We start from the raw sequence: 15284 nt of genomic DNA on the forward strand, positions 1-15284 counted from the left end.
CGACAGTAAACCTCTTACTTAAAGGGCTGAATCAACCTTGTTTTTTAACCAGTGCTTCGACGATATTCGACGGAGCCTCGGAGTACTTGGAGAATTCCATGGAGTAGCTTGCACGACCTTGGGACATGGAACGCACGTCAGTCGCATAACCAAACATCTCACCGAGCGGAACCTCAGCACGGATCACCTTTCCGGTAACCGTATCTTCCATACCCTGGATCAGACCGCGACGACGGTTCAGGTCACCCATCACGTCACCCATGTAGTCCTCAGGGGTTACCACTTCTACCTTCATGATCGGCTCAAGCACAACACCGCCACCCTTCTGGGCCAGCTGCTTGGTCGCCATGGAAGCGGCCACCTTGAACGCCATCTCGTTAGAGTCGACGTCATGGTAGGAACCATCGAAAACGGTTGCCTTCAGGCCAATAAGCGGATAACCGGCAACGACGCCGTTCTTCATCTGCTCTTCGATACCCTTCTGGATCGCCGGGATGTATTCCTTCGGAACCACACCACCTACAACCTCGTTGACGAACACCAGACCTTCCTGACCTTCGTCTGCCGGCGCGAAGCGAATCCAGCAATGACCGAACTGACCACGACCACCGGACTGGCGAACGAACTTACCTTCGATTTCGCAGTTCTTGGTGATCTTCTCGCGGTAGGAAACCTGCGGCTTGCCGATGTTGGCCTCGACGTTGAACTCGCGCTTCATGCGGTCCACGAGGATATCCAGATGCAGCTCGCCCATACCGGAGATAATGGTCTGGCCGGTTTCTTCGTCGGTCTTGACGCGGAACGAAGGGTCTTCCTGGGCCAACTTACCCAGTGCGATACCCATCTTTTCCTGGTCGGCCTTGGTTTTCGGCTCGACAGCTACCGAGATGACCGGCTCCGGGAAATCCATGCGCTCAAGGATGATTGGCTTGTCAGCGTTACACAGGGTTTCACCAGTGGTCACGTCTTTCATGCCGATCAGCGCAGCGATGTCGCCCGCGCGCACTTCCTTAATTTCCTCACGCTGGTTGGCATGCATCTGCACCATACGACCAACGCGTTCTTTCTTGCCCTTGACCGAGTTGATGACCGAGTCACCAGACTGCAAGACGCCAGAGTACACACGAACAAAGGTCAGCGTGCCCACGAACGGGTCAGTCGCGATCTTGAACGCCAGAGCCGAGAAAGGCTCGTCGTCATCAGCGTGGCGCTCGTCCTTGATCTCGTTTTCTTCGGTGCTATCCGGATGAACGCCCTGAATCGCAGGGATTTCGGTAGGAGCAGGCAAGTAGTCGATCACCGCATCGAGAACAAGAGGAACGCCCTTATTCTTGAACGACGAGCCGCAAACTGCAGGAACGATTTCACCAGCCAGGGTGCGCGCACGCAGGCCTGCCTTAATTTCCTCGACGGTCAGCTCGCCGCCTTCGAGATACTTGTTCATCAGCTCTTCATTGGCTTCGGCAGCCGACTCGATCATGTTCGAGCGCCACTCGTCCGCCAAATCTTGAAGCTCGGCCGGAATTTCCTCCTCGCGGTAGGAAGTACCCTTGTCGTCTTCGTTCCAGTAGATGGCCTTCATCTTGATCAAATCGATCTGGCCTTCGAAGTTCTCTTCGGAACCAATAGCCAGCTGAACCGGCACTGGGGTGTGCCCCAGCCGATTCTTGATCTGACCAACGACGCGTAGGAAATTGGCGCCAGCACGATCCATCTTGTTCACGTAAACGATACGCGGCACGCCGTATTTGTTGGCCTGACGCCATACGGTTTCGGACTGCGGCTCAACACCGGAGGTACCACAGAACACAACGACAGCGCCGTCGAGCACGCGTAGCGAACGCTCTACTTCAATGGTGAAGTCAACGTGGCCGGGAGTATCAATAACGTTTACACGATAATTGTCATACTGACCGCGCGAACCCTTCCAAAAGGTGGTAACGGCAGCGGAGGTAATGGTGATACCACGCTCCTGCTCCTGCACCATCCAGTCGGTAGTAGCCGCACCGTCATGCACCTCACCCATCTTGTGGCTGAGGCCTGTATAAAACAGGATCCGCTCGGTCGTAGTGGTCTTGCCCGCATCAACGTGCGCACAGATACCGATGTTACGGTAGCGGTTAATTGCTGTATTACGAGCCATAAAGCCCTCGCAAATTGAGTGATACCGGGATTAGAAACGGTAGTGCGAGAACGCCTTGTTGGCCTCAGCCATGCGATGCACATCTTCACGCTTCTTGACTGCAGCGCCCTTTCCTTCAAACGCATCCGACAGCTCACCCGCCAAACGCAGGGCCATGGATTTCTCGCCACGCTTGCGCGCAGCATCTACGAGCCAGCGCATCGCCAAGGCGTTACGACGGGAAGGACGAACTTCGACCGGGACCTGGTAAGTCGCACCACCTACGCGGCGGGACTTCACTTCGACCAGCGGAGCGATGGCGTCGAGTGCTTTTTCGAAGATTTCCAGGGGATCGCTATTCTTGCGCTCTTTGACCTTGTCCAGAGCACCATAAACGATACGTTCGGCAACGGCCTTCTTGCCGCTTTCCATTACGTGGTTCATGAACTTGGCAAGAATCAGACTTCCGTACTTCGGATCGTCAAGGATCTCGCGCTTGGCTGCTACACGACGTCTTGGCATTGATAAGCCCTCAAACGGTCTTCAGGTTAGCCCGGGACTATAACGAAGAGGTTACGCCCGACCTTACTCTTATCGACTCAAATAAATAGAAATACTGATTACTTCGGACGCTTGGCGCCGTACTTGGAGCGACCCTGCTTACGATCCTTGACACCGGAGGTATCCAGCGAACCGCGCACGGTGTGATAGCGAACACCCGGAAGGTCTTTTACACGACCACCACGGATAAGCACCACGCTGTGCTCTTGCAGGTTATGCCCCTCACCACCGATATAGGAGGCGACTTCAAAACCGTTGGTCAGGCGAACACGGCATACTTTACGCAGTGCAGAGTTCGGTTTCTTTGGCGTGGTGGTGTACACGCGAGTGCACACACCACGGCGTTGCGGGCAGTTCTGCAGCGCAGGGACGTCGCTTTTCTCGACGACGCGCTTGCGCGGCTGGCGTACCAGCTGGTTGATCGTTGCCATCTACTAGCTCCACTGTTGTCTTTCGACACAAACGAAAAATGGCAGGGCGCACGGCCCCGCCAAATTAGGGGTACAAGAGTCTAAAGAGCTTCCTGCACACCGTCAAGGCGCGCCCCGACTTACATCGGGGCTGGCCGCCAATCAGTTGCCGCTCGAATTGAGCGCCTCGGTCAGCGCCGCTTCGACCTCATCGGCACTCACGCGAACCGGCTTCTCAGCATCACGCTTGCGCTTGCGCTCGCTGTGATACTGCAGGCCGGTACCGGCCGGAATCAGACGACCCACGACCACGTTCTCCTTGAGTCCACGCAGGTAATCGCGCTTCCCGGTAACCGCTGCTTCTGTAAGAACGCGCGTAGTTTCCTGGAAGGAGGCTGCCGAAATGAACGACTCGGTGGACAGCGACGCCTTAGTGATACCCAGCAGCACACGGATGTATTTCGAAGCGAACTTGTCATCCGAGGAAAGGCGCTCGTTCTCCTCAAGCACCTGAGTGAGCTCCATTTGGTCGCCTTTGATGAAGCTCGAATCGCCGGATTCCGCCACTTCGACCTTGCGCAGCATTTGCCGCAGAATGGTCTCAATGTGCTTGTCGTTGATCTTCACGCCCTGCAGTCGGTAAACGTCCTGTATCTCGTTGACGATGTACTTCGCCAGCGCACTGACGCCGAGCAGCCGCAAGATGTCGTGCGGGTTGCTCGGACCGTCCGAGATGACCTCGCCCTTGTTCACCTGTTCGCCCTCGAAGACGTTGAGGTGACGCCACTTTGGAATCAGCTCTTCGTACGGATCGGTACCATCGGTAGGTGTAATCACCAGACGACGCTTGCCCTTGGTTTCCTTGCCAAAGGAAATCGTGCCGCTGATTTCCGCCAGGATAGACGGCTCTTTCGGACGACGCGCCTCGAAGAGGTCGGCAACACGCGGCAGACCACCGGTAATGTCGCGGGTCTTCGATGTCTCCTGCGGGATACGTGCAATAACGTCACCCACATTGATCTCGGCGCCGTCGGCCACACCTACCAGAGCGTTGGCTGGCAGGAAGTACTGAGCGGGGACATCTGTACCCGGCAGCAGCAGTTCCTTGCCGCTCGCATCGACCATCTTGATGGCCGGGCGAATGTCTTTGCCTGAAGCCGGACGGTCTTTCGGATCCATCACTTCAATGTTGGTCAGACCCGTTAGCTCGTCAGTCTGACGCTTGATAGTGATGTTCTCTTCCATTCCGACGAAGGTCACGACACCCTTCATCTCGGTAACGATCGGGTGAGTGTGCGGATCCCACTTGGCAACGACAGCGCCAGCATCGACCTTGTCGCCTTCCTTGATGGAGATCACCGCACCATACGGTAGCTTGTAGCGCTCGCGCTCACGACCGAAATCATCCGCTACCGCCAGCTCACCAGAGCGGGAAACGGCGACCAAAGCTCCGTCGGCACGCTCGACGTGCTTGAGGTTATGCAGACGGATAGTGCCGCCATTCTTCACCATGACGTTGTCGACAGCAGAGGTCCGGCTAGCCGCACCACCGATATGGAAGGTCCGCATGGTCAGCTGGGTACCTGGCTCACCGATGGACTGGGCGGCGATAACGCCGACCGCTTCACCGATGTTGACCTGATGACCGCGAGCAAGATCGCGACCGTAGCACTTGGCGCAGATCCCGTAGCGAGTCTCACAGCTGATCGGCGAACGAACCACAACCTCGTCGATGCTGTTCAGCTCGATAAAGTCGACCCACTGCTCATCAACCAGCGTACCGGCAGGCACCAGCACTTCTTCAGTGCCCGGCTTGAGCACGTCGCGCGCAATTACGCGACCCAAAACACGCTCACCCAGCGGCTCAACTACGTCGCCGCCTTCGATGTGCGGGGTCATGAATAGACCCTGCTCGGTCCCACAATCGACCTCAGTCACAACCAAGTCCTGGGCCACGTCAACGAGACGACGGGTCAGGTAACCGGAGTTCGCAGTCTTAAGTGCAGTATCCGCCAAGCCCTTACGAGCACCGTGCGTAGAGATGAAGTACTGAAGTACGTTCAAGCCCTCACGGAAGTTCGCGGTAATCGGCGTCTCGATGATGGAGCCGTCCGGCTTGGCCATCAGACCACGCATACCCGCCAACTGGCGAATCTGTGCAGCAGAGCCCCGTGCACCAGAATCGGCCATCATATACATCGAGTTGAACGAATCCTGCTCGGCTTCGTTGCCGTCACGGTCGATGACCTTCTCTTTCGAAAGGTTGGCCATCATCGCCTTGGACACTTCGTCGTTGGCCTTGGACCAGAGGTCGATCACCTTGTTGTATTTCTCGCCCTGGGTAACCAAGCCGGAGGCGTACTGCGACTCGATTTCCTTCACTTCCTCGGTCGCGGCGTCGATGATCCGAGCCTTCTCGTCCGGGATCACGAAGTCGTTCACGCCAATCGATACGCCAGAAATCGTGGAATAGGCGAAGCCGGTGTACATCAGCTGATCGGCGAAGATGACGGTGTCCTTCAGACCGACCGTGCGGTAGCACAAGTTAATCAGTTTGGAGATCGCCTTCTTCTTCATCGGCTGGTTAACTACTTCGAACGCCAGGCCGGCCGGAACCACCTGGAACAACAGCGCGCGGCCGACAGTGGTGTCGACAATCCGGGTGTTCTTGGTGATGGAGCCGTCACGGTCCTTGATGGTTTCGTTGATACGAACCTTGACACGCGCGTGCAGCGAAGCCTCGCCAGCTCGGAAGACGCGGTCGACTTCCTGCAGGTCAGCAAACACGCGGCCTTCGCCCTTGGCGTTGATGGCCTCACGGGTCATGTAGTACAGACCCAGAACCACGTCCTGCGAAGGCACGATGATCGGCTCACCGTTTGCAGGCGACAGGATGTTGTTGGTGGACATCATCAGCGCGCGCGCTTCGAGCTGGGCTTCCAGCGTCAGCGGCACGTGGACGGCCATCTGGTCACCATCGAAGTCAGCGTTGTAAGCAGCGCAGACCAATGGGTGCAGCTGGATCGCCTTGCCTTCGATGAGGACCGGCTCGAACGCCTGGATACCCAGCCGGTGCAGCGTCGGCGCACGGTTGAGCAGTACGGGATGTTCGCGGATCACTTCAGCCAGAACGTCCCAGACCTCGGGCAGCTCGCGCTCGACCATCTTCTTGGCGGCCTTGATGGTGGTCGCCATGCCGCGCATTTCCAGCTTGCCAAAAATGAACGGCTTGAACAGCTCGAGAGCCATCTTCTTCGGCAGACCGCACTGGTGCAGACGCAGGGTCGGGCCTACGGTAATAACCGAACGACCAGAGTAGTCCACGCGCTTGCCGAGCAGGTTCTGACGGAAACGGCCCTGCTTGCCTTTGATCATGTCGGCCAGGGACTTGAGTGGGCGCTTGTTCGAGCCGGTGATGGCACGGCCGCGACGACCGTTGTCCAGCAGCGCATCGACAGCTTCCTGCAACATGCGCTTTTCGTTGCGCACGATGATGTCCGGCGCCGACAGATCGAGCAGGCGCTTCAGACGGTTGTTACGGTTGATCACCCGGCGATACAGATCGTTTAGATCCGACGTCGCGAAGCGGCCGCCATCCAGCGGAACCAACGGGCGCAGATCCGGCGGCAGTACCGGCAGAACGGTCAGCACCATCCATTCCGGCAGGTTGCCCGAACCATGGAAAGCTTCCATCAGCTTCAGACGCTTGGACAGCTTCTTGATCTTGGTTTCCGAGTTGGTCTGCGGAATCTCTTCGCGCAGGCGACCGATCTCGTGCTCCAAGTCGATCTCGTGCAGTAGCTCGCGCACGGCTTCTGCACCCATACGGGCGTCGAAATCGTCACCGAACTCTTCGAGTGCTTCGAAATACTGTTCGTCGTTGAGCAGCTGGCCCTTCTCAAGGGTGGTCATGCCTGGATCGATCACGACGTAGCTTTCGAAATAAAGCACGCGTTCAATGTCACGCAGGGTCATGTCCAGCAGCAGACCGATACGGCTCGGCAGCGACTTCAGGAACCAGATGTGCGCCACCGGCGAAGCCAGCTCGATGTGCGCCATGCGCTCACGACGAACCTTGGCCAGCGCAACTTCAACGCCGCACTTTTCACAGATGACGCCGCGATGCTTGAGGCGCTTGTACTTACCGCACAGGCACTCGTAGTCCTTGACCGGGCCAAAGATCTTGGCGCAGAACAGGCCGTCGCGCTCGGGCTTGAACGTACGATAGTTGATGGTCTCTGGCTTCTTCACTTCACCAAAGGACCAGGAACGGATCATCTCGGGCGAAGCCAATGCAATCTTGATGGCATCGAACTCTTCGATTTGACCCTGGTTTTTCAACAGATTCAGCAAGTCTTTCAAGGCCTTTCCTCCTCACGGACCTGCGACGACCGACTGATGCCGGGCGCCGCATGGGCGGTGCGTGGTTATTCGGTTTCCAGATCGATGTCGATACCGAGCGAGCGGATTTCTTTGATCAACACGTTGAAGGATTCCGGCATGCCGGGCTCCATACGGTGATCGCCGTCCACGATGTTCTTGTACATCTTGGTCCGCCCGTTCACGTCGTCCGACTTGACCGTGAGCATTTCCTGCAGGGTGTAGGCGGCACCGTAGGCTTCCAGTGCCCAGACCTCCATCTCCCCGAAACGCTGACCACCGAACTGCGCTTTACCACCCAGCGGCTGTTGGGTTACCAGGCTGTAGGAACCGGTGGAACGCGCATGCATCTTGTCGTCGACCAGGTGGTTCAGCTTGAGCATGTACATGTAACCGACCGTAGTGGTGCGCTCGAACTTGTTACCAGTACGTCCGTCGAACAGCTGCATTTGGCCGCTTTCCGGAAGGTCTGCAAGTTTCAGCATGGCCTTGATCTCGCGCTCCTTGGCACCGTCGAACACCGGCGTCGCCATGGGCACACCGCCACGCAGGTTCTTCGCCAGATCAAGCACTTCTTGATCGCTGAAGCTTTCGAGGTTTTCCTGGCGACCACCAATCTCGTTGTAGATCTCAGTAAGGAACTTGCGTAGCTCCGCAGCTTTGCGCTGCTCGTCGAGCATGCGGTTGATCTTTTCACCCAGCCCCTTGGCCGCGAGGCCCAGGTGGGTTTCAAGAATCTGGCCGACGTTCATACGCGACGGTACGCCCAACGGGTTCAAAACGATGTCGACCGGCGTGCCATTGGCGTCATGCGGCATGTCTTCAACCGGCATGATGACCGAGACAACACCTTTGTTACCGTGACGACCAGCCATCTTATCGCCTGGCTGGATCCGACGCTTGATCGCCAGATAGACCTTGACGATCTTCAGTACGCCCGGAGCCAGATCGTCGCCCTGCTGCAGCTTACGCTTCTTGTCTTCGAACTTGTCGTCGAGCAACTGACGGCGATCGGAAATGTAGGCTTGCGCCTTTTCCAGCTGCTCGTTCAGCGCATCTTCAGCCATACGCAACTTGAACCACTGACCATGCTCGAGACCATCAAGGATTTCGTCAGTGATAACGGCACCCTTCTTCAAGCCAGCACCGCCCTCGGCCGTGGCGCCGACCAGTGCCGAACGCAAGCGCTCGAAGGTTGCACCTTCAACGATGCGGAACTCTTCGTTCAGATCTTTGCGGATCTCGTCCAGCTGCATCTTCTCGATGGCCAGTGCGCGGGAGTCGCGCTCAACACCATCCCGAATGAAGACCTGAACATCAATGACGGTGCCCTTGGTGCCAGTAGGAACACGCAGGGACGTGTCCTTCACGTCGGAAGCCTTTTCGCCAAAGATCGCACGCAGAAGCTTCTCTTCCGGCGTCAGCTGGGTTTCGCCTTTCGGCGTGACCTTGCCGACCAGGATGTCGCCTGCACCAACCTCGGCACCAACGTAAACGATGCCCGCCTCGTCCAGCTTGTTCAACGCAGCCTCACCCACGTTCGGGATGTCCGCGGTGATCTCTTCTGGGCCGAGCTTGGTATCACGGGATACGCAGGTCAGCTCCTGAATATGGATGGTGGTGAAACGATCTTCTTGGACCACACGCTCCGACAGGAGGATGGAGTCTTCGAAGTTGTAGCCGTTCCATGGCATGAACGCGACGCGCATGTTCTGTCCAAGTGCCAGCTCACCCATGTCGGTGGACGGGCCATCGGCCATGATATCTCCACGCTCGACCACATCACCTTTGCTGACCAGCGGGCGCTGGTTGATGCAGGTGTTCTGGTTGGAGCGGGTGTACTTGGTCAGATTGTAGATGTCGACACCCGCTTCGCCGGTTTCGACTTCCGCATCATGCACACGCACAACGACGCGACTGGCGTCGACTGAGTCGATCACGCCACCGCGACGAGCAACGACGCAGACGCCGGAATCGCGCGCCACGTTGCGCTCCATCCCGGTGCCTACCAGCGGCTTGTCCGAACGCAGGGTCGGCACGGCCTGACGCTGCATGTTCGATCCCATGAGCGCTCGGTTGGCGTCGTCGTGTTCGAGGAACGGAATCAGCGAAGCGGCTACGGACACAACCTGCTTCGGCGAGACGTCCATCAGGGTCACGTCTTCTGGTGCCTTGACCGTGAATTCGTTCTGATGACGAACAGCGACCAGCTCATCAACCAGCTTGCGGCCATCCAGCTTGGCGCTGGCCTGAGCGATCACATGGTCGGCTTCTTCGATGGCCGAGAGGAATACGATCTCGTCGGTGACTTCACCCTCGTTAACCACACGGTACGGGCTTTCCAGGAAGCCATACTGGTTGGTACGAGCATAGGCGGCCAGCGAGTTGATCAGGCCAATGTTCGGACCTTCAGGCGTCTCGATCGGGCAAACGCGACCATAGTGAGTTGGGTGTACGTCACGAACCTCAAAACCGGCGCGCTCACGGGTCAGACCGCCCGGGCCGAGCGCGGAAACACGACGCTTGTGGGTGATCTCGGAGAGCGGGTTGTTCTGGTCCATGAACTGCGACAGCTGGCTGGAACCGAAGAACTCCTTCACCGCCGCCGCAACCGGCTTGGCGTTGATCAGGTCTTGCGGCATCAAGCCTTCGCTCTCGGCCATGGAGAGACGTTCCTTGACCGCACGCTCAACACGCACTAGACCCACGCGGAACTGGTTTTCAGCCATTTCACCAACGCAACGCACGCGACGGTTACCGAGGTGGTCGATGTCGTCGACGATGCCCTTGCCGTTACGGATATCGACCAGGGTCTTCAACACTGCAACGATGTCTTCGCGACTCAGAACACCGGAACCTTCGATCTCGGTACGACCGATACGACGGTTGAACTTCATTCGACCTACAGCTGACAGGTCGTAGCGTTCCGATGCGAAGAACAGATTATTGAACAGCGTCTCGGCAGCATCCTTGGTTGGCGGCTCGCCAGGACGCATCATGCGATAGATCTCAACCAGAGCTTCGAGCTGGTTGGTGGTCGAATCGATCTTCAGCGTATCGGAAATGAACGGGCCGCAATCAATGTCGTTCGTGTACAACGTCTCGAAACGAACGACCTGTGCCTTGACCAGCTTGGCCAGGACTTCAACGGTCAGTTCGGTGTTGCACTCGGCGATAATTTCACCGGTTGCCGGATGCACGATGGCCTTCGCCGTGGTGCGGCCCAGGACGTAATCCATCGGCATATCGAGCGACTTGATGCCGGATTTGTCGAGCTGATTGATGTGGCGCGCGGTAATCCGGCGGCCTTGCTCGACAATGACCTTGCCGTTCTCATCGGTGATATCGAACGAGGCGATCTCGCCGCGCAGGCGCTGCGGGACCAGCTCCAGGCTCAGCGCCTCACCTTTAACGTGGAACACGTTGGTGTCGTAGAACGCGTCAAGGATTTCTTCGGTGCTGTAATTCAGAGCACGAAGAAGTACCGAAGCCGGTAGCTTGCGGCGACGGTCGATACGCACGAATACCGCATCCTTGGGATCGAACTCGAAGTCCAACCAGGAACCGCGGTAAGGGATGATGCGAGCGGAGTACAGCAGCTTGCCGGAGCTGTGTGTCTTGCCACGATCGTGATCGAAGAACACTCCTGGCGAACGATGAAGCTGAGACACGATAACGCGCTCGGTACCGTTGATGATGAAGGTACCGTTTTCAGTCATCAGAGGGATTTCCCCCATATAGACTTCCTGCTCCTTGATGTCCTTAATCGCCTTGCTCGAGGATTCCTTATCGAAAATGATTAGGCGGACTTTTACCCGCAGCGGCACTGCGAAGGTCACGCCTCGCAATACGCATTCCTTGACGTCGAAAGCCGGGTCGCCCAGACGATAGCCAACATACTCCAGCGCTGCATTGCCGGAATAGCTGATTATCGGGAAAACGGATTTGAAGGCTGCATGCAGGCCGATATCGCGGAATTGATCCTTGGTCGCTCCCGCTTGCAGGAATTCGCGGTACGAATCCAGCTGGATGGCCAAAAGATACGGCACGTCCATAACGTGCGGTAACTTGCTAAAGTCCTTGCGGATTCGTTTTTTCTCAGTGTATGAGTAAGCCATCAGCGTTCCCCAGCTTGGTCACCTGCTTGTTTGGCTTCTCCCGACGGGAGCAGCCAGAAAATCTTGCGAACCCCTTGATTCGCACCGCCCATCGGAGCGGCTTTTTCCAGTCGCACTGCCAAACGGACATCAGGCAGCTATAACGGAAAAAGGCCGGTGGCAAAAGCCACCAGCCATCAGCCTTGCGTGAGTCGCTTCGGCTGTAGATGCAAGGTCGTGCTTACTTAAGCTCGACTTTGGCGCCAGCCTCTTCCAGTGCCTTTTTGGCGGCTTCGGCTTCGTCTTTGGAGACGCTTTCCTTAACTACGCCCGGGGCACCGTCAACGACTGCCTTGGCTTCTTTCAGGCCCAGGCCGGTCAGTTCGCGAACAGCCTTGATCACGTTCACTTTCTTGTCGCCGGCTTCAGCCAGGACAACAGTGAACTCGGTCTGCTCTTCAGCAGCGGCAGCAGCCGGGCCAGCAGCCGCGACAGTGGCAGCAGCGGCGGTGACGCCAAACTTCTCTTCCATTGCCTTGATCAGTTCAACAACCTGCATCACGGACATTTCGGAAACGGCGTTGATGATGTCTTCGTTGGTCAGAGCCATGACTCTAGTTCCTATATATAGGTGACGGCCTACGGCCATCTAATTCAAAAAAATTCGAAAGATGCCTCGCGCCTTAGGCTGCAGCGGCTTCTTTCTGATCGCGAACGGCCGCCAGAGTACGAGCCAGCTTGCTGGTAGCGCCTTGAATCACGCTCATCAGCTGCGAAATAGCTTCGTCATATGTCGGCAGGGTTGCCAAAGCGTCGATCTGGTTGGCTGCGATCAACTGACCCTCGAACGCAGCAGCCTTAATCTCGAACTTATCCTGACCCTTAGCAAATTCCTTGAAGATACGAGCAGCAGCGCCCGGATGTTCGTTGGAGAACGCGATAAGGGTCGGGCCTTTGAACACGTCGTTGAGCACGTCGTACTGAGTGCCTTCAACAGCGCGGCGAAGCAGGGTATTCCGCACAACACGCACGTATACACCAGCCTCGCGGGCCTCTTTACGGAGTCCGGTCATGGCCCCAACGGTCACGCCACGGGCATCGGCCACGACAGCGGACAGGGCAGCTTTGGCAGCCTCGTTGACTTCAGCGACGATGGCTTTCTTGTCTTCGAGTTTGATTGCCACGGGTTTTTACTCCTGGATGTTACCGGTTCGCCCAGCCGAGACTGGACGGGTTTTGGTGTCTGATTCGGTACGAATCGGGAGCACCTCTGCGTAGGCCTGAAGAAGCAATACTTCTACGGTTTAAGACTTGCGCCGCCTACGGTCTTGGATAGCCCCCGCCAGGCAGGGACCCCAATCTGTGGCGCCCTGCAAGCAGGACGTTAAATGCCTTACGCCTCGAGAGAAGCCTGATCGATGATCAGCCCTGGACCCATGGTGGTGCTCAGGGTTACGCGCTTGACATAAATACCTTTGGACGTGGACGGCTTCAGGCGCTTGAGGTCCGAAAGCAGTGCTTCAACGTTCTGCTTCAGTTGGCCAGCTTCGAAACCAACCTTACCGACGGAGGTATGGATGATGCCGTTCTTGTCGGTACGGAAGCGCACCTGACCAGCCTTGGCATTCTTGACAGCGGTCGCAACGTCCGGCGTTACAGTGCCTACCTTCGGGTTAGGCATCAGCCCACGCGGACCAAGAATCTGACCCAACTGACCCACAACGCGCATCGCATCCGGGGATGCAATCACGACGTCATAATTCAGGTCGCCGCCCTTCATCTCGGCAGCCAGCTCATCCATACCCACGCGATCAGCGCCTGCAGCCAGAGCGGCCTCAGCTGCCGGGCCTTGAGTGAATACTGCGACACGAACGGTCTTGCCAGTACCGTTCGGCAGAACAGTAGCGCCCCGCACGACCTGGTCGGATTTACGCGGATCCACACCCAGGTTAATGGCGATGTCAAAAGACTCAGTGAACTTTACAGCCGACAACTGAGCCAGCAGCGTCGCAGCGTCTTCGAACGAGTACTGCTTGCCAGCTTCGATCTTTTTGGCGAAAGCCTTCTGGCGCTTGGTCAATTTAGCCATTACACACCCTCCACGTTCAGGCCCATGCTGCGAGCGGAGCCGGCGATAGTGCGCACGGCCGCCTCAAGATCAGCAGCGGTAAGATCAGCGTTCTTGGTCTTCGCGATCTCTTCCAGCTGAGCACGAGTAACAGTGCCGACCTTCTGGGTGTTCGGACGAGCAGAACCACTAGTAATGCCAGCAGCCTTCTTCAGCAGAACGGCAGCAGGCGTGCTCTTGGTCTCGAAAGTGAAGCTACGGTCGCTATAAACGGTGATGATCACCGGCGTCGGCAGTCCTGCTTCCTGACCTTGAGTGCGAGCATTGAATGCCTTGCAGAACTCCATGATGTTGACGCCATGCTGACCCAGCGCAGGACCTACAGGCGGCGACGGGTTGGCCTGACCGGCCTTCACCTGAAGCTTGATATAAGCTTGAATCTTCTTAGCCATAACTACTCCGTTCCGGGTGCTAGCGCCTTGCGGCTCCCCTGTTTACTTTGAATATCCCAGTGACAACAAAACCCCGCAGCCATTAGCTGCGGGGCGTGGGATGCTTGTTTCAGCTAGACCTTTTCGACCTGACTGAACTCCAATTCTACCGGCGTCGAGCGGCCAAAAATAAGGACCGCGACCTGAATGCGGCTCTTTTCATAATTGACCTCTTCGACCACGCCATTGAAATCGGCGAACGGACCGTCAGCTACACGCACAACTTCGCCCGGCTCGAAAAGCGTCTTAGGCTTCGGCTTATCACTACCATCCGCGACGCGACGCAGGATCGCCTCAGCCTCCTTATCAGTGATCGGCGCCGGCTTGTCGGCCGTACCACCGATAAAGCCCATTACTCGAGGCGTATCCTTCACCAGGTGCCAAGCGCCTTCGGCCATATCCATCTGAACAAGAACGTAACCAGGGAAAAATTTGCGCTCACTCTTGCGCTTCTGCCCATTACGCATCTCAACCACTTCTTCAGTGGGAACCAGAATCTCGCCGAAATGATCCTCCATGCCGGCAAGCTTGATGCGCTCAATCAACGAGCGCATGACATGCTTCTCGTAACCCGAGTAGGCATGAACCACGTACCAACGCTTAGCCACGGGATATCCTTAACCTACAATCATGGAAACCAGCCAACCGAGCAGGGAATCGAGCCCCCACAACAGCAACGCCATAACCAGCACAACTGCCACAACTATGAGCGTAGTCTGAGTAGTTTCTTGACGGGTCGGCCAAACGACTTTGCGAATCTCGACGCGCGCCTCTTTCAGAAGAACAAAAAAGGAACGACCCTTCGATGTCTGCAGCGCAACAAACGCAGCAACGACAGCAAACACGAGCAACGCAAGAACTCTGTACAGGATAGGCTCTGCGGCGTAATACTGATTACCAACCACCGCCACGACCACCAAAGCAGCTACAACAAGCCACTTCATCAAATCGAAGCGGGAGTCTTTGGCTTCTGCTTTGACATTCATCTGCTAGAACCCTGTAAATACTGCCAAATTCTATATTGAAGTTGGCAGGCCAGGAGGGAATCGAACCCCCAACCTGCGGTTTTGGAGACCGCCGCTCTGCCAATTGAGCTACTGGCCTAACAAGAGTCAGGCCGGCTATTATGCCGACCCGAACAAACCAGATCAATCG

11 protein-coding genes and 1 tRNA gene are annotated in these 15284 nt (G+C 56.9%); all 12 read right to left on the bottom strand.

Annotation, left to right across the window (positions count from 1 at the left end; translation table 11 throughout):
• Nucleotides 1-31: 31 nt before the first annotated feature.
• The 12 genes from fusA to NAV33_RS21280 all read right to left on the bottom strand — a co-directional run bounded on the left by fusA (nucleotide 32) and on the right by NAV33_RS21280 (nucleotide 15233).
• Nucleotides 32-2143 carry an elongation factor G gene (gene fusA, locus NAV33_RS21225; RefSeq protein WP_255983748.1) on the bottom strand — a complete coding sequence of 704 codons (2112 nt, stop codon included), beginning with the start codon at nucleotides 2141-2143 and terminating at the stop codon, nucleotides 32-34.
• A 30-nt stretch (nucleotides 2144-2173) separates the two neighbouring features.
• The gene (rpsG, locus tag NAV33_RS21230; RefSeq protein ID WP_045160593.1) at nucleotides 2174-2644 is read right to left on the bottom strand and encodes a 30S ribosomal protein S7; all 471 of its coding nucleotides are present in this window, start codon (nucleotides 2642-2644) and stop codon (nucleotides 2174-2176) included.
• A gap of 98 nt (nucleotides 2645-2742) precedes the next feature.
• Complete coding sequence (gene rpsL / locus NAV33_RS21235; protein WP_003291416.1) at nucleotides 2743-3114, bottom strand: 30S ribosomal protein S12; 372 nt, start codon at nucleotides 3112-3114, stop codon at nucleotides 2743-2745.
• 141 nt (nucleotides 3115-3255) lie between these two features.
• Nucleotides 3256-7455: a DNA-directed RNA polymerase subunit beta' gene (gene rpoC, locus NAV33_RS21240; RefSeq protein ID WP_255983749.1), complete on the bottom strand. Its 4200-nt coding sequence runs from the start codon at nucleotides 7453-7455 to the stop codon at nucleotides 3256-3258.
• A gap of 65 nt (nucleotides 7456-7520) precedes the next feature.
• Nucleotides 7521-11591, bottom strand: a complete 4071-nt coding sequence (gene rpoB, locus NAV33_RS21245) for a DNA-directed RNA polymerase subunit beta (protein WP_255983750.1) — start codon at nucleotides 11589-11591, stop codon at nucleotides 7521-7523.
• Nucleotides 11592-11811: 220 nt separating this feature from the next.
• Nucleotides 11812-12180, bottom strand: a complete 369-nt coding sequence (gene rplL, locus NAV33_RS21250) for a 50S ribosomal protein L7/L12 (RefSeq protein WP_255983751.1) — start codon at nucleotides 12178-12180, stop codon at nucleotides 11812-11814.
• Nucleotides 12181-12253: 73 nt separating this feature from the next.
• Nucleotides 12254-12754, bottom strand: coding sequence for a 50S ribosomal protein L10 (gene rplJ, locus NAV33_RS21255; protein ID WP_255983752.1), 501 nt, complete (start codon nucleotides 12752-12754; stop codon nucleotides 12254-12256).
• Nucleotides 12755-12963: 209 nt separating this feature from the next.
• Nucleotides 12964-13659 (bottom strand): 50S ribosomal protein L1, encoded by a 696-nt coding sequence (gene rplA, locus NAV33_RS21260; protein WP_255983753.1) that lies wholly within the window; start codon nucleotides 13657-13659, stop codon nucleotides 12964-12966.
• Nucleotides 13659-14090 (bottom strand): 50S ribosomal protein L11, encoded by a 432-nt coding sequence (gene rplK / locus NAV33_RS21265; protein ID WP_021209388.1) that lies wholly within the window; start codon nucleotides 14088-14090, stop codon nucleotides 13659-13661. The genes rplA and rplK overlap by 1 nt, the downstream gene beginning before the upstream one ends.
• A 113-nt stretch (nucleotides 14091-14203) precedes the next feature.
• Nucleotides 14204-14737, bottom strand: coding sequence for a transcription termination/antitermination protein NusG (gene nusG, locus NAV33_RS21270; RefSeq protein WP_019342058.1), 534 nt, complete (start codon nucleotides 14735-14737; stop codon nucleotides 14204-14206).
• Between the two features lie 9 nt (nucleotides 14738-14746).
• A complete protein-coding gene (gene secE, locus NAV33_RS21275; RefSeq protein WP_255983754.1) occupies nucleotides 14747-15115 on the bottom strand; it encodes a preprotein translocase subunit SecE in 369 nt (122 codons plus the stop codon).
• A 42-nt stretch (nucleotides 15116-15157) separates the two neighbouring features.
• A tRNA-Trp gene (locus NAV33_RS21280) sits at nucleotides 15158-15233 on the bottom strand.
• Between the last annotated feature and the right edge of the window lie 51 nt (nucleotides 15234-15284).

Origin of the sequence: Stutzerimonas stutzeri (assembly GCF_024448715.1) — a bacterium.
GTDB lineage: Bacteria > Pseudomonadota > Gammaproteobacteria > Pseudomonadales > Pseudomonadaceae > Stutzerimonas > Stutzerimonas stutzeri_AR.

Excerpts from the sequence above, each read along its gene's own strand:
- fusA (WP_255983748.1), bottom strand. The coding sequence starts at position 2,143 with ATGGCTCGTAATACAGCAATTAACCGCTACCGTAACATCGGTATCTGT.
- rpsG (WP_045160593.1), bottom strand. The coding sequence starts at position 2,644 with ATGCCAAGACGTCGTGTAGCAGCCAAGCGCGAGATCCTTGACGATCCG.
- rpsL (WP_003291416.1), bottom strand. The coding sequence starts at position 3,114 with ATGGCAACGATCAACCAGCTGGTACGCCAGCCGCGCAAGCGCGTCGTC.
- rpoB (WP_255983750.1), bottom strand. The coding sequence starts at position 11,591 with ATGGCTTACTCATACACTGAGAAAAAACGAATCCGCAAGGACTTTAGC.
- rplL (WP_255983751.1), bottom strand. The coding sequence starts at position 12,180 with ATGGCTCTGACCAACGAAGACATCATCAACGCCGTTTCCGAAATGTCC.
- rplA (WP_255983753.1), bottom strand. The coding sequence starts at position 13,659 with ATGGCTAAATTGACCAAGCGCCAGAAGGCTTTCGCCAAAAAGATCGAA.
- rplK (WP_021209388.1), bottom strand. The coding sequence starts at position 14,090 with ATGGCTAAGAAGATTCAAGCTTATATCAAGCTTCAGGTGAAGGCCGGT.
- secE (WP_255983754.1), bottom strand. The coding sequence starts at position 15,115 with ATGAATGTCAAAGCAGAAGCCAAAGACTCCCGCTTCGATTTGATGAAG.